This window comes from Sphingomonas sp. 77B, from assembly GCF_056497825.1.
The window spans coordinates 3,598,273-3,611,754 of record NZ_JBWMBY010000001.1 but is presented as its reverse complement, the minus strand read 5'-3'; the positions used below and the strand labels follow the sequence as shown (position 1 = coordinate 3,611,754).

The window sequence follows — 13,482 nt, the reverse complement described above, 5'->3', positions numbered from 1 at the left end:
CCAACAGGCCGCGCTCAATGAACCCCGTCCGACGCCCGCAAAATCCAGTCCCCACCGCTTTGGCGCCACTCCGCTCCGATCAGCTTCGCGAGACGCGGAACGTCCTGGCCGGCGTCGCCGGTCATCCGGACGATCCCGGTGACGCTGCGCTTCGCCAGCGGCCCCTCCACCGCGACGCGCATGCCATAGGCGGATTGCAATCGGGCAGCAATCGCGTCGACCGTGTCGCCGTCCAGATCCAGGAAACCGCGACGCCAGCCGCCGACCATCGCCGGGTCGACGCGGACGCGGCGCACGCTGCCCCGCGCCTCGTCCAGCCGCACGCCCTGCCCGGCGGACAGCTGCTGCATTTCCTGGCCCTGCGGCGCCAGCGCGATGGCCCCTTCCGCGACCGTCACGTCCAGCCGAGCCCCCTCGCGCCGGACATTGAACACGGTCCCCACGTCGCGGATCGACACGTCGCCCGAGCGCAGTTCGAAAGGAGCGGAGGCGTCGTGGCGGACGCGGAATAGCGCCTGTCCGCTTTCCAGGGTCGCCACGCGCGTGTCGTTGCGGTCGAGCCGAAGCCGCGATCCGCCCGCCAGTTCGACCTGCGTGCCGTCGTTCAGCGCAATGACCCGCGTCTCGCCCGCTCGGGTCTGCTCGATCCGGATATCGGGACGCGAATGCAGCAGCACCGGCCCCGCCATCAGCGCGACGGCCGCCGCAACCCCGCCCATCAGCCACCAACGACCCCACCCCCTGTTATCGTTGGCGGCGACCGGCATTTCCACGGTGAGCGGTTCGGCCCCGGTGGTCGGGGCGGTCAGCGCGGCATCGGCCATCGCCACCGCGTCATAGGCGCGCGCGTTTTCCGGACTGTCCTCCAGCCAGGTCGCAAAGGCATCCCATTCGGCCACGCTCATGTCGCGTTGCCGGACGTGCCAGTCGATCGCCTGTTCCTCCCGCGTCACTCGTCCCCGCTCCTTCCATTGTCAGGACGACACGACCGCAACCGATCCGCACCCCCGGCATCACGATTTTCCTGCAAAAATTGATAGGCGCGGCGCAGCAGCTTCTCGACGGCGCTGACCGTGATGCCCATCTGCTCCGCGATGTCGCGTTGCGGGCGTTCCTCGAAGCGGAACAGGGTAAAGGCCTCGCGCATCCGCTCGGGCATCCGCGCGATCAGCGCATGGGCCTGCGCCAGTTCGCTGCGGCCCGAGGCGATGCGTTCGGGATCGGCATATTCGCCCGATTGCGGCTGTACCTCTTCCCAGGCGCCGTCACGCGCGCCACGCCTGGCAGCGGCGATACGGCGGTCGGTCGCCAGATTGGTGGCCATGCGACAGAGAAAGGGAATGGGCTGCTCGATCTGATCGGCGTCGAGACCCGCGACACGAAGCCAGAGGTCCTGAAGCGCATCCTCCGCCTCGTCGGGCGAGCCGAGCCGGGCGGCCAGCAGGCGACGCAGCAGCGGGCGCGCCTCCATGAACCGGCCTTCCAGACCCTGATTACCCAAAGACCGCCCTCGTATCAGGCGGCGAAGGCCAGCCCGCGTTGCGCCGCCATGTCAGACACCGAAACGGCGCGCAAGACATCGGCTTCGTCGCGACGCGCCGCCGCGATCGCGTCGCCCGCCCGCTTGCCAGCGCCGGGATGGCACATCACCAGATGCTCCGGGCCGCCGTGATCCAGAAAGCGCGGCAACGCCTCGGCGAAGCGGCCGTCAAAGCCGTAATGCCCGGCGAATCCCTCGTTGCAATGCAGGCCCGCGGCCTCTGCCGCGCGGGTCAGGCCACGCGAATGATAGGCGCTGCCGATCGCCTTGCCGCGCCAGGGACGCCCCAACAGGCCGACCAGCCTGTCCTCGCAGGTGCGGACCCAGGCGTCGGGCGCGCGCCGCCGCGTGATCGCCAGCACGATCGGGCGAACACCGGGCAGCGCGTGCGAATGCTGGTGCCCGTCGACAAAGGCGGGGGGACGGCCCATCGCCGCCTCGAAACGGTCGAACTGCGCCTCCACCTCTCGGGTGATTTCGGCGGGGTCGAGCTGGCGCTTCGCCGCCAATCGCGTCAGCGGATCGATCCCCGGCATCACTCCGTCCCGGGTAAAGCCGTTGGGATGGATCGGCGCTTCCTCGGTCAGGGTCAGGTGAAGGCCGATCTGCGCGCCCTGCGGCACGGATCGCAGCATCACGCTGTCCTCCATCCAGTTCGGACGAAGGGTCATGCAGCTTGTGGCGTTCAATTTTCCCGAGCGCAGCAGCTCGGCGATGACCAGACTGTCTTCGGTGGAAAAGGCGAAATCGTCAGCGCATAGAATAAGCCGGTTCACCCACCACTCCCGCCAGATGCTGATAGGCCTTTTCGCGCATCCGCTCGGTGGTGAGCCGCCGGGCACGCAGTCTTTTCGCCAGGAAGTCGTAGAAGAACCAGTCCCCGGCGAACGGCGCCGCGATGCTGTAGACCAGCCGCTCGGTCAGCGTCCAGCGGATCGATTCCCGGTCGCGCTCGCGGTCGGAGGGTACGCACCAGAAGCCGTCGGCATAGGCCATGGTGCCGTGGCGCATCACGCGGTGGATGACCTCATGATCCTCCAGCACATAGTTCCAGTGGCGCGCGTCGAAACCGCCCGCCGCCTTCAACGCTTCGGTGCGGAACGCCTGACCCGCGCCCCCCGCATGGCACTGGCGCGGCAGGACACGTGCGGCCAGCCGGATCGCGGCGGATTCGCGGCGTCGCTCCGCCTCGCCGTCGCGGGGTGCGATGAAATAGGCCCCGGCGACCACGCAGCCGGGCTTTTCCAGCAGCGCTTGCGCCTGCGCCAGATAATCGGCCGGATAATAGGTATCGGCGTCGCACGTCGCGACGAAGCGCGTGTGCACATGGTCAAGGCCCAGGTGGAGCGCGTTGATCTTGCCCGGCAGCCCCTGGTGCAACAGGATATGGTCGAGGCCCAGTCGCTCGCAGGTCTCGGTCGCCACCCGCGCGCTGGCGTCGAGCGAACCATTGTCGACCAGCACCAGCCGGAAGCGCACCGTCTGCGCCGCCAGGCTTTCCAGAGTCGCCGCCAGATCGCGCTCCTCGTTGAAGAAGGGCACGACCACGGTCCAGCACGGCGCCACATAAGCGCCCGTCCGTTCGATCTTTCCGGCCCGGGCCCAAGCCCTGGCATTCCGCCAGGCCGCGCCTTCCGCATCGAGCAGCATTACCCCACCCCGCCCTAAAAACGACCAAAGCACCCGGTTGCCGAAGCCCCCGCCCGGAGGCGGCCGAAGCCGCCGCCAGAGGTGTTCATGGCTAAGACGGAGCGATCCCGGCCAAACCGGACATGGTGGCTGAAAATATTTTCACTCGGCCGGGAACCATGTCGATTTTCTTTGCGAAAGCCCCGGTGTCGATGACATGGACGGCCCTGCACCGGGCTGGGTCCGCCGGACTTTGCTCCGCCCGTCGCCCTCCTCCAACAGGGTTCGTGATGACGGAAATGACGCCCGCCCGCCCCGCTTATTCGATGCCGCATGGCCTGAAGCTGTTTCTGAACCGGCCGATCGGCGGGGCGCTGATGCTACTGGCCTTTGCGGTGCTGACCCGGATGCGCGACTTCGGGAACCCGGTCGCGCATGTCGACGAGCAATATTATCTGCTGGTCGGCGACCGCATCCTGCACGGGGCACGCCTGTATATCGACCTGTGGGATCGCAAGCCGCCGGGGCTGTTCCTGCTGTTCGCCGGGTTCCGGCTGCTGCCCGGCGACGGCTTCCTGGCCTATCAGCTGGTCGGCACCGCCTGCACGGCGGCGACCGGATGGCTGATCTGGCTGGCCGCGCGGCGCATGGGCCTCGGCTTCCCGGCCGGGCTGGCGGCGGGAGCGGCCTATATCCTGTGGTTGCCCCTGCTCAGCGGCGGGAGCGGCCAATCGCCGGTCTTCTACAATCTGGCGATGACCGCCGCCGCCGTGCTGACGCTGGAGCTGCCGCGCCTGGCCGAGCGGCGCGCGGTCGGCGCGATCGTCGTCAGCGGCGCCATCGCCTGCCTGCTGGCGGGAATCGCGATCCAGATCAAATACACCCCGCTGGTCGAGGGAGCGTTCTTCGGGCTGGCGCACCTCTGGTATCTTTGGCGGGCGCGGGCGAACATCCTGATCGTCGGGCTGGCGGCCTTGGCCTGGATGACGCTGGGGCTGCTGCCGACCGCGCTGGTCGTCCTGTATTTCTGGCAGGGCGATGCGGCGGGGTTCGATGCCTTCTGGTTCGCCAACTTCACGTCCATCACGCTGCGGCGCGGCTATCCGGCGGCCAAGATCATCGGGCGGCTGGCGGGGATCGGGGGACAGTTGCTGCCGCTGGTCGCCTGCGCGGTCTATGCTTGGCGCAAGGGTCCGAAGCATCCGGCGCTGACATTGACCCGCATCTGGCTCGGCTTCGCGCTGATCGCCTTTGCAATGATCGGCGCGTTTTTTGACCATTACGCCCTGCCGCTGGTCGCGCCGCTCGCGCTGGCCGCCGCACCCGCCTTCGCGCTGCGCCGCCGCGTGGTGGCTGCGGTCTTCGCGATCGGGGCCGGACTGTTCGTCTTCCACGCCGCGACCAACGACCCCGGCGAGGGCGACGGCATCCGCCGCATGGCCAAGGTGATGGCGGCGGTCGACGCTCGTGAATGCCCCTATGTCTTTGCAGGCGACTCCAGCCTCTATCATCTGTCGGGCGGCTGCATCCCGACCGCCTATGCCTTCCCCTCCTCGCTCGCTTATGAGGCCGAGCGCGGTGCGATCGGGATCGACGAAAGCGCCGAGGTTGCCCGCATCCTGGCGAGACGCCCCCCGGCGATCGTGACGATGGACGACCCCTTCTCGCCTTGGAACGCCGCCACGCAGGCCCAGGTTTCCGGGGCTTTGGCGCGCGACTATCGGCTGGTCATGGCGATCCCGCGCGAGGAGCGGCATGAGCTGCTGTACGTCCGTCGCGACCTGCGCATTCCGCCAGCGAAATAAAAGGCACGGTCGCGATTGTTTTCGCCATCGCCCCCGCCCATCTCCCGCACCGGACAAAGCTGGAGCCAAGAGCCATGAGCGACGACGCCTATACCCCACCCGCGATCTGGACCTGGGACAAGGAGAGCGGCGGACGCTTCGCCGCGATCAATCGCCCGGTCGCAGGCGCCACGCACGACAAGGCGCTGCCGGTCGGCAAGCATCCGCTTCAGCTCTATTCGATGGGCACGCCCAATGGGGTGAAGGTCACGATCCTGCTGGAGGAACTGCTCGCCGCCGGTCATGCGGACGCGGAATATGACGCCTGGCTGATCAGCATTTCCGATGGCGATCAGTTCGGCAGCGGCTTCGTCGCGATCAATCCCAATTCCAAGATCCCGGCGCTGGTCGATCGGCGTGGGCCCGAGCCGCTCGCCATCTTCGAATCCGGCGCGATCATGACCCATCTGGCGGAGAGCTTCGGCGCGTTCCTGCCCACCGAACCGGCGGCCAAGGCACGCGTCCTATCCTGGCTGTTCTGGCAGATGGGCAGCGCGCCGTTCCTGGGCGGCGGTTTCGGCCATTTCTACGCCTACGCGCCGGTGAAGATCGAATATGCGATCAACCGCTATGCGATGGAGGCCAAGCGCCAGCTCGACGTGCTGAACCGCCAGCTGGAGCATAACGCCTTCGTCGCGGGCGACGAATATAGCATCGCCGACATGGCGATCTGGCCCTGGTACGGGCAGCTGGTGCTCGGACGCCTCTATGACGCCGCCGAGTTCTTGCAGGTGCAGGAATACACCCATGTCCTGCGTTGGGCGCGTGAGATCGATGCGCGTCCCGCCGTGAAGCGCGGGCGGATGGTCAACCGCACCTTCGGCGAGCCATCCGAGCAGCTCCGCGAACGCCATGACGCCAGCGATTTCGAGACGAAGACCGCCGACAAGCTGGGCTAACCGAAATCCTCCCCGCTCGCGGGGAGGTGGCAGGCCAAAGGCCTGACGGAGGGGGATTTCCGCACAGGGCGTGGCTTACCGCACTCCCCCTCCACCACCGCTTCGCGGCGGTCCCCCTCCCCGCAAGCGGGGAGGATTCGAACGTGACGCCCGCATGTCATCTGCCGCGAACGGCTTGATCCCCGCCGCCGTCTGCGCCTTAAGTCCCTGCCATGCTCCCTCGCCTCTCTTTCCCACGCCCGCTGATGGCGCTGGCGCTCGCGGCGGCCGCCTTGGTCGAAAGCCCGCTCTGCGCTGCCGATCCCGCCCCGTTCGACCTGCCGGGGCCGGGCCTGCGCATCTCGGTCACGCGCGGCGACCGGACTCTGCCGATCGCCGCGGTGCCCAATCTCGCCACCGGCGACACGCTGACGATCGAGGCGGACCTGCCCCGCGACCAGCGGGCACGCTATATCCTCTTCTCCGCCTTCCTCAGCGGAGCGACCAACCCGCCGCCCAAGGACTGGGTGCAATCGGCCGAGACCTGGAAGCCCAAGGACAAGGATCGCCGCCTGGCCCTGACCGTGCCCAAGGGCGCGCGGCAGATGGCGCTGTTCCTGGTGCCCGAGACGGGCGGCGCGTCGGGCACCATCGTCGATGCGGTGCGCGACCGGCCGGGCGAGTTCGTCCGCGCGGTGCAGGACCTGAATCAGGCCTCGCTCGATCGGTCGCGGCTGAACGCCTTCGTCGCCGCGATCCGCGCGCAGGAGAACAGCCATCCCGAATTCCTGCGCACCCTCGCCCCCGCCTTGTCCAACAGCCTGGCGATCAAGCTGAACCCCGACTGCCTGGCCAAGGTGATCGAGTTGCAGGCGGCCTGTCTGCTCGAAAACCAGGATAATCTGGTCCTCGCCGATATCCATAGCAGCTCGATGACCGATACGTTGATCGGTGCACCGACCGATCTGGCCCTGCAGGTCAGCTATACTCGTGAGGCGGGACTGGGCTATTACAGCCCCTATATCGGCGTCATACGCGATATCGCGCGCGTGTTCGGCGCGTTCGGCAATCCGCAATTCGGCTATCTGCCCACGCTCGCGACGCGCGACGGGGACCGGATGTCGCTGCTGCTCAACGCCGCCCCCTCCTTCGCCAAGCCCAAGTCGGTGCTGGTGGCCGCCATGCCCGCGATCGACGCGGTCAGCCCGCCACGCCTGCGCGTCACCGCCGACGTGCCGCTGTGCGGCGCGCGGCCGGGCCTGGTCCTGCCGGTCGAGGGCGCGCCGCTAATCTACTCGACCGCGTTTGCGCGCAACATGATGGTGTCGATCACCACCGCCGACGGCAAGCGAATCGACCTGCCTGTCCGCGCGCGGGCCGATCGCGGCGGCTATGTCCTGACCGAGCCGCTGCCCGCGGGCGCGCTGTCCGGCAAGGTTTCGGCCAAGCTGCACGGTGACTGGGGCTTCGACCGTTTCGAGGGGCCGAGCTTCACCCTGCAATTTCCCGGCAGCGGCGACTGGCGTGCCGACGATAGCGGGCAGAGCCTGGTCGTCGGCCGCGACAACAGCGTTGCGCTGACCGGCCCCGCCGCGGCTTGCGTAACCGCCGTGACCATGCGCAGCGGTGGAGGCGCGCCGCAAGCCGTGCCCTTCACCCTGCGCGGGGCGGACGGGATCACCGTCACCCTGCCGCTGAAATCGGCGCGGGCGGGCGAGGTGACGCTGGAGGTGCAGCAGGTCGGCGACGCCGCCCCTCGCACCGTGGCCCTGCGCGCCTTCTCCCCCGCCAGCCGGGTCGACGCGGTGACACTGGCCAAGGGCGACCGCTTCGCCACATTGTCCGGGCAGCGGCTGGACGAGATCGCCGGGGTCGAGATCGGCGATGTCCGCCTCTCGCCCGATGGCCTGACCCGCGAGGGCGACACCGACCGGCTGGTCGTCACCGCCGCGGATGGCCGCCAGCCCATGGGGACGAGCGCGAAGATCAGGCTGACCGATGGACGAACCCTGTCGGTGCCGATCACGCCTGCGCCGCCGCGTCCCGCCGCGACGCTGATCGCGCGCAGCCTGACGCCCAAGGCAGCGGCGGGCCCGGTGACGCTGGCCAGCAAGGACGAGACGATCCTGCCCGACAACAGCCGCCTGACCTTCTCGGTGCGTGCGGCCGATGGCACGCGGCTGGCCCCGACCGACGCGATCGAGGTCGGGACCGCCGATGGCAGCGCCTCGGTGTCGCTGGAGGGCGGGCGCGATGTGCGGCTGTCCTCGCCCGACATCGCGGTGGCGACGCTCGATCCGGCACGGCTGGGTCCGGCGGCGGCGGGGCCCTTGCGCTACCGGATCGTGCGCGGGGCGATCAAGGGCGACTGGAGCCCGCTCGCGACGCTGGTCCGGCTGCCTGGGATCGATGCGATGACGTGCGCCGCCGACGGGTGCCAGATGACGGGGCGCGACCTGTTCCTGATCGACCGGGTCGCGGCGAATGCCGACATGACGGGGGCGGTCAGCGTTCCGCCGGGGTTTACGGCGGCGCGGTTGACGGTGCCGCAGGGGCAGAACGGGTTGCTATACGTGACGCTGCGCGACGCGCCGGGGGTGGTGTTTACCTTGGCACAGAAGCCGTAGGGATCGGCTCCGGCTCAACGGGGGACTTTGCGTAATCCGAGACCCCGTTCCGCCCGAGCGAAGTCCAAGGTCATGCGCCGCCGTCCCCCTGCGCGCCCTCTCTCCGTTCGAGCGCGTGGCGCAGCGCATGGACCTCGGCCTTCAGCGCCTTCAGATCGTCGACCGCCATGCCGGATCGGGCAATCAGTTCTTCGCCCAGGCAGCCGCAGCGATCGCGCATGTCACGGCCGCCCGACGTCAGTCTCACCCGCACCTGTCGTTCGTCCTGAGGATCGCGCTCGCGCACCAGCAGCCCGGCGGCCTCCAGCCGCTTGACCAGCGGCGTCACCGTGCTGGACTCGAGCGACAGACGCTGGGCGATCGCGCCGATCGTCCGCCCGTCCTCCTCCCACAGTACATGCAGCGCGAGATATTGCGGATAGGTCAGGCCGAGCTGGTCGAGCATCGGCTTGTAACTGCGCTGGATCGCCATGTTCGCGGCATAGACCGCAAAGCACAGCTGTTCGTCGAGCGGCCATGGGGCCGACATTCGCCATCTCCTCTAAGAGCAAAATGCATATCGCGATAAAAGACGTGCTGGACAAGCCCGCTGGCCTGCCCCATATATGTATCGCGATAACAATTATTGGAGCATACACCGTGACGATCGACGTGAAGTACCAGACCCAGGCCCGCGCCACCGGCGGTCGTGACGGCCATGCCGCCAGCCAGGACGGCACGCTCGACGTCAAGCTGTCGACGCCGAAGGAACTGGGCGGTGCTGGCGGCGACGGCACCAACCCGGAACAGCTGTTCGCGGCGGGCTATTCGGCGTGCTTCATCGGCGCGCTGAAGGTCGCGGGCCAACAGCTGAAGGTAAAGGTCCCCGATAATGTCGCCGTGTCGGCCAAGGTCGGCATCGGTCCCCGCGCGGCGGGCGGGTTCGGCATCACCGCCGACCTGACCGTCGAGCTGCCGGGCGTTGATCGTGCCGAGGCCGAGAAGCTGGTCGAGGCCGCGCATCAGATCTGCCCGTATTCGAACGCCACGCGCGGCAATGTGGATGTCGGCCTGACGCTGGCCTGACCTCTACCTCGAACTCCCTGAACCTTGTCGGCGCGGTCTGATCTCCCTCAAGACCGCGCCGATCTTTTTGTCAGGCGGAATCGCGGACGATCAGGCGCGGCGGCATTTCCAGGCCCGGTGCGGCGGTCCCGTCCAGCCGTGCGAACAGCGCCTGGACCATCGCCTTGGCCCCCGCCTCCAGATCCTGGCGGATCGTGGTCAGTCGCGGAATGGCGCGCTCGGCCAGCGGCAGGTCGTCGAAGCCCGTGACCGCGACATCGCCGGGCACCGACCGTCCTCCGGCGACCAGCGCCGCCATCGTCGCCATCGCGATCATGTCGGATGCGGCGACGATGCCGTCGACCGCCTGCCCTTCCCGCTCCATCCGTGCCAGATTGCCCTCGATCTGGGCGGGCATCAGCTCGGGTGCCAGCGCGACGTCCAGCTGGTGCGGCGGCGGCAGTCCGGCATCGGCCATCGCCTCGCACAGCCCGGCATGGCGCTGCGCCAGTTCCAGCGTGCGGACCTCGCCCATGAAGGCGATGCGGCGGCGGCCCGTGGCAATCAGATGCTCCCCCGCCATCCGCCCGCCCAGCCGATTGTCGACGCCGACCGCGCAGTGATGCTGTCCCGGCATGGTGCTGCCCCAGACGACGAGCGGCAGATAGCTCTCCGCCACCGCCTCGATCACCGACAGCTGGTCCGACTGGCCGATCAGGAGCACGCCGTCGACCATGCCCGAACGCGTGATGCGCGACAGCCAGTCGTCGTCGTCCGGGATGATCCGCGACAGCATCACGTCATGGTCGCGCGCCGCCAGTTCGTCGGCGAGATGGCCTAGCAGGGTCATGAAGAACGGGTCGGATAGGCGCTGCCGCCGTTCATGGCCCAGCGGAATGGCGACACCGATCACGCCGGTGCGCTGCGCGCGCAGGCGGCGGGCCATCTGGTTGATCTGGAAATTATGCTGGGCGGCCAGTGCCTCGATCCTCGCCCGCGTCTCGGCATTGACGACGCTCTTGCCCGCCAGCGCGCGGCTGACGGTGCCGGGCGACACGCCCGCCAGCCGGGCAATATCCTTCAGGGTTCGGGCGGGCGGAGCCGATTGGGTCATGGCCGTCCTCCTGAACGAAAAACGGGGCGGATGCCAAGTGGCACCCGCCCCAAGGGGAGTGGATCAGAAGCGGTAGCGAACCGAAGCCGTCACCGTGCGTCCATAGAGCGCGGTGTTGTTGAACACGCCCTGCGTCGCCGACAGGACCGGGAAGATGCCACCGCCGCCACGGAAGCCCAGCTTGTCGAAAATGTTGTTGGCGTTCAGGCCCAGCTCCAGCTTGTCCATCGGCCGCACGGTGATGAAGCCGTTGAAGAAGGTCGACCCCTTGATCGTGTAGAGGTTGAAGTCGTCCGACTTGGTGCTCGTCTGGCCGTTCATGCTGACGCCGAACGCGACCGGACCCGCGTCATAGGACGGCGAGACGACGAACAGGAAGTCGGGCAGGCCGCCGGGCTTCTTGCCGACCAGTCCGGGCGTCGCGCTGCTGGTGATCTTCGAGTTCGCATAGGTCGCGTCGACCGCCAGGTGGAAGTCGCCATAGGTCACGCGGCTGGTGAACTCGATACCGTAGGAGCGATAGCCGTTCGAGATGTTCGGATTGTTGTTCGGCGCCGGATTGTTGATCCGGGTGAAGTCGTAATTGTTCTCGGTCAGCGTCGAGTGGAAGCCCGTCACCTCGACCGAATAGGACGCACCGTACAGGCCACCGCGCTGCTTCAGGCCGATTTCCTGCTGGTTGAGGAAGTTGACCGAAGTCGCCTGCCCCTGCGCATTCAGCGAGCCGTCCGCATTGAAGTTGCCCGACAGGACACGGCGGTCAGCGTTGAAGCGGCCGCCCCGGCTGGCGCGGGCAAAGACGCTGGTGCTGCTGTCAAAGGCATAGAGCGCGCCGACCGACCAGCTGACATAGCCATCGGTATAGTTGATCTTCTCCGCGTTCGGGCTGAGCACCAGCGACGGGATCAGTGCCGAGCCCAGCGCGTCAGTCACGCGGGTCGTCGGACCTGCGACACCGCCCTGCGCGGTGCCCTCTCCATGCACGCTGTCATAGCGGATCGAGGCGTCGAGGTTCAGCCCGCCGACCTCATAACCGGCCTGAAGGAAGGGCGCGACATCGGTGTAGGTCAGGTCGACCCGGCGCGCGCAGCAGCTGCCCCAATTGTCGTTGAACCCGGCCTGGCCCGCGGCGGTCAGCTGCGTGCCGGTGGTCGAGAACAGGTCGAGCGGCGCGGCATTATTGCCGTTCAGCTCGCTATACTGACGGTTGACATGCCAGTCCTGAACGATGTTCTGCCGCATCACGAACAGACCGGCGGTCAGCCGCGCCTTGCCCGGACCAACATCGAACTTGCCGTTCAGCGTCAGGTTGTTGGCGAAATTGTCCATGTTCTTCATGAACACGTTGATGTTCGGGTTGTTGTTTATGTACGGCCCGGTGAACAGCTGGCCCGTGTTCGGCCCGGCCGCATAGCGGATCGAGCCCACCGTCTGGCCGTTCACCGTCGATCCGATCAGGCCGCCGGTGCCCGTCCGGGTCTGGACGTTGATGAACTGGGTCGTGAAGTTGCCGCTGATCCACTGGTAACGGATCGTGTCGTCCAGCGAGATATTGTCGGTGATGTCGTAATGCACCTGGCCGCTGATGCCGGTGACGCGCGGGTGGATGCCCTGCACCTCGGCCGTCTTCACGCCGCCATTGTCATAGTCCAGATATTGGAAGTTGCGGTTGTAGATCGTATAGGCCGATCCCGACCGCCCGTCGAAATTGGGCAGCGGCGAGAAGCCGGTCACCTTGTTCCCGTCGAGCGTAGCCAGCGTCGGCGTGGTGGTGTTGGTCGGTGCCTGCTCGTCCAGCCGCTTGAAATACAGGCGGATGAAGCCGCGATTGTCGGGCAGATCCTTGGTGATGTTCGCCTTGATCTGATAGCCGCGCAGGATGTTGAAATTCTCGTTGGTGTAGCCGCCGCCGTTGCGCGCATAGCCACCGACATGGAAGCGCGTCGTCTCGTCGATCGGGCCGCCATAGTCGAAATCGATACGGTGCTCGCGAAAGCCCAGGCCGTTGGAATAGGCGATCTGGCCGCCCTTCACGTCGCCGGTCTTGCTGATGAAGTTGATGACCGCGCCGGGCGCCTGGCTGGCGAAGGTCGAGGCCGAACCGCCGCGCACCGCCTCGACCGTCTTGATATTCTGGTCGAAGCGCAGCCAATAGTCGTTGTTGCCGAAGTTGATGTCGCCGAACAGGACGTCGGGCAGGCCGTCTTCCTGCAGCGAGACATATTCCGAACCGCCCGTCGACACCGGGATACCGCGCACGCCGATATTGGCGTTGCCGCCCGGACCCGCCGTGTCGCTGGGCTGAAGACCAGGAATGTTGCGCAGGATTTCGGCGGTCGAGCGCGGCGTGAAGTTCTGGATCGCCTCCTGGCTGACCTGCGATACCGAGATCGAGCTGCGGAAGCGCGACCGCTCGCCGCTGGTCGCGGTGACGACGATGTCCTCGCTGGACGCACCGGCATCAGGAGTTACCCCTTCCTGGGTCGCCGGGGTCGGAGCCTGGGCCGCCTGCGCAAAGGCCGGTGCACTTGCCAACGCCATCGCCAAGGCTGCCATCGATCCGCAGGACCGCAGAACGCTCGTCGTCATATCCCTCTCCTGATTCGCCCCGGTGTCCGGGATGTCGTGGATTCTGGGTATCACATGCGCAAACGTTTGCAACGCTATTATGCAAACCTTTGCATAAAACTTTGTTCACTGTGATCGTAAAATCACAGGAGGATGCGTGCCCCGGATCGGATGGGATCGCAAACCTTTGCATGATAGGGTGCGGCAAAGATCGGCTCCGCCAGCGCGGGGAATGATG

Annotated in this window: 11 protein-coding genes; 4 read left to right on the top strand and 7 right to left on the bottom strand. The window is 67.2% G+C overall.

Annotation, left to right across the window (positions count from 1 at the left end):
* Window positions 1–14 precede the first annotated feature (14 nt).
* Genes AC1GI4_RS16970 through AC1GI4_RS16955 form a run of 4 tightly spaced genes read right to left on the bottom strand, consistent with a single transcriptional unit; the run spans window position 15 to window position 3,190 of the window.
* The gene (locus tag AC1GI4_RS16970; protein ID WP_479630286.1) at window positions 15–953 is read right to left on the bottom strand and encodes a FecR family protein; all 939 of its coding nucleotides are present in this window, start codon (window positions 951–953) and stop codon (window positions 15–17) included.
* Window positions 950–1,501 carry an RNA polymerase sigma factor gene (locus AC1GI4_RS16965; protein ID WP_294272130.1) on the bottom strand — a complete coding sequence of 184 codons (552 nt, stop codon included), beginning with the start codon at window positions 1,499–1,501 and terminating at the stop codon, window positions 950–952. Before AC1GI4_RS16965 ends, AC1GI4_RS16970 begins: the two co-directional genes overlap by 4 nt.
* Before the next feature lie 14 nt (window positions 1,502–1,515).
* Window positions 1,516–2,316: a ChbG/HpnK family deacetylase gene (locus tag AC1GI4_RS16960; RefSeq protein ID WP_479630285.1), complete on the bottom strand. Its 801-nt coding sequence runs from the start codon at window positions 2,314–2,316 to the stop codon at window positions 1,516–1,518.
* On the bottom strand, window positions 2,291–3,190 hold the full coding sequence (locus tag AC1GI4_RS16955) for a glycosyltransferase family 2 protein (protein ID WP_479630284.1): 900 nt from the start codon (window positions 3,188–3,190) through the stop codon (window positions 2,291–2,293). The genes AC1GI4_RS16960 and AC1GI4_RS16955 overlap by 26 nt, the downstream gene beginning before the upstream one ends.
* A gap of 269 nt (window positions 3,191–3,459) precedes the next feature.
* Here AC1GI4_RS16955 and AC1GI4_RS16950 point away from each other — a divergent pair, with 269 nt between their 5' ends.
* The 3 genes from AC1GI4_RS16950 (at window position 3,460) to AC1GI4_RS16940 (ending at window position 8,518) form a co-directional block, all read left to right on the top strand.
* On the top strand, window positions 3,460–4,974 hold the full coding sequence (locus tag AC1GI4_RS16950; protein WP_479630283.1) for an ArnT family glycosyltransferase: 1,515 nt from the start codon (window positions 3,460–3,462) through the stop codon (window positions 4,972–4,974).
* A gap of 74 nt (window positions 4,975–5,048) precedes the next feature.
* On the top strand, window positions 5,049–5,912 hold the full coding sequence (gene yghU / locus AC1GI4_RS16945; protein ID WP_479630282.1) for a glutathione-dependent disulfide-bond oxidoreductase: 864 nt from the start codon (window positions 5,049–5,051) through the stop codon (window positions 5,910–5,912).
* Window positions 5,913–6,124: 212 nt separating this feature from the next.
* Complete coding sequence (locus tag AC1GI4_RS16940; protein ID WP_479630281.1) at window positions 6,125–8,518, top strand: hypothetical protein; 2,394 nt, start codon at window positions 6,125–6,127, stop codon at window positions 8,516–8,518.
* A gap of 70 nt (window positions 8,519–8,588) precedes the next feature.
* Here the strand turns inward: AC1GI4_RS16940 and AC1GI4_RS16935 are convergent, their stop codons facing one another.
* Window positions 8,589–9,047, bottom strand: a complete 459-nt coding sequence (locus AC1GI4_RS16935) for a MarR family winged helix-turn-helix transcriptional regulator (protein ID WP_479630280.1) — start codon at window positions 9,045–9,047, stop codon at window positions 8,589–8,591.
* Between the two features lie 110 nt (window positions 9,048–9,157).
* On the opposite strand from AC1GI4_RS16935, the gene AC1GI4_RS16930 reads away from it, so the two are divergent.
* A complete protein-coding gene (locus tag AC1GI4_RS16930; protein ID WP_479630279.1) occupies window positions 9,158–9,583 on the top strand; it encodes an organic hydroperoxide resistance protein in 426 nt (141 codons plus the stop codon).
* 70 nt (window positions 9,584–9,653) lie between these two features.
* Here the strand turns inward: AC1GI4_RS16930 and AC1GI4_RS16925 are convergent, their stop codons facing one another.
* Window positions 9,654–10,676, bottom strand: coding sequence for a LacI family DNA-binding transcriptional regulator (locus AC1GI4_RS16925; protein ID WP_479630278.1), 1,023 nt, complete (start codon window positions 10,674–10,676; stop codon window positions 9,654–9,656).
* A 63-nt stretch (window positions 10,677–10,739) separates the two neighbouring features.
* Window positions 10,740–13,265 carry a TonB-dependent receptor domain-containing protein gene (locus AC1GI4_RS16920; protein ID WP_479630277.1) on the bottom strand — a complete coding sequence of 842 codons (2,526 nt, stop codon included), beginning with the start codon at window positions 13,263–13,265 and terminating at the stop codon, window positions 10,740–10,742.
* Between the last annotated feature and the right edge of the window lie 217 nt (window positions 13,266–13,482).

Excerpts from the sequence above, each read along its gene's own strand:
- AC1GI4_RS16925 (WP_479630278.1), bottom strand. The coding sequence starts at position 10,676 with ATGACCCAATCGGCTCCGCCCGCCCGAACCCTGAAGGATATTGCCCGG.
- AC1GI4_RS16955 (WP_479630284.1), bottom strand. The coding sequence starts at position 3,190 with ATGCTGCTCGATGCGGAAGGCGCGGCCTGGCGGAATGCCAGGGCTTGG.
- AC1GI4_RS16940 (WP_479630281.1), top strand. The coding sequence starts at position 6,125 with ATGCTCCCTCGCCTCTCTTTCCCACGCCCGCTGATGGCGCTGGCGCTC.
- AC1GI4_RS16920 (WP_479630277.1), bottom strand. The coding sequence starts at position 13,265 with ATGACGACGAGCGTTCTGCGGTCCTGCGGATCGATGGCAGCCTTGGCG.
- AC1GI4_RS16950 (WP_479630283.1), top strand. The coding sequence starts at position 3,460 with ATGACGGAAATGACGCCCGCCCGCCCCGCTTATTCGATGCCGCATGGC.
- yghU (WP_479630282.1), top strand. The coding sequence starts at position 5,049 with ATGAGCGACGACGCCTATACCCCACCCGCGATCTGGACCTGGGACAAG.
- AC1GI4_RS16935 (WP_479630280.1), bottom strand. The coding sequence starts at position 9,047 with ATGTCGGCCCCATGGCCGCTCGACGAACAGCTGTGCTTTGCGGTCTAT.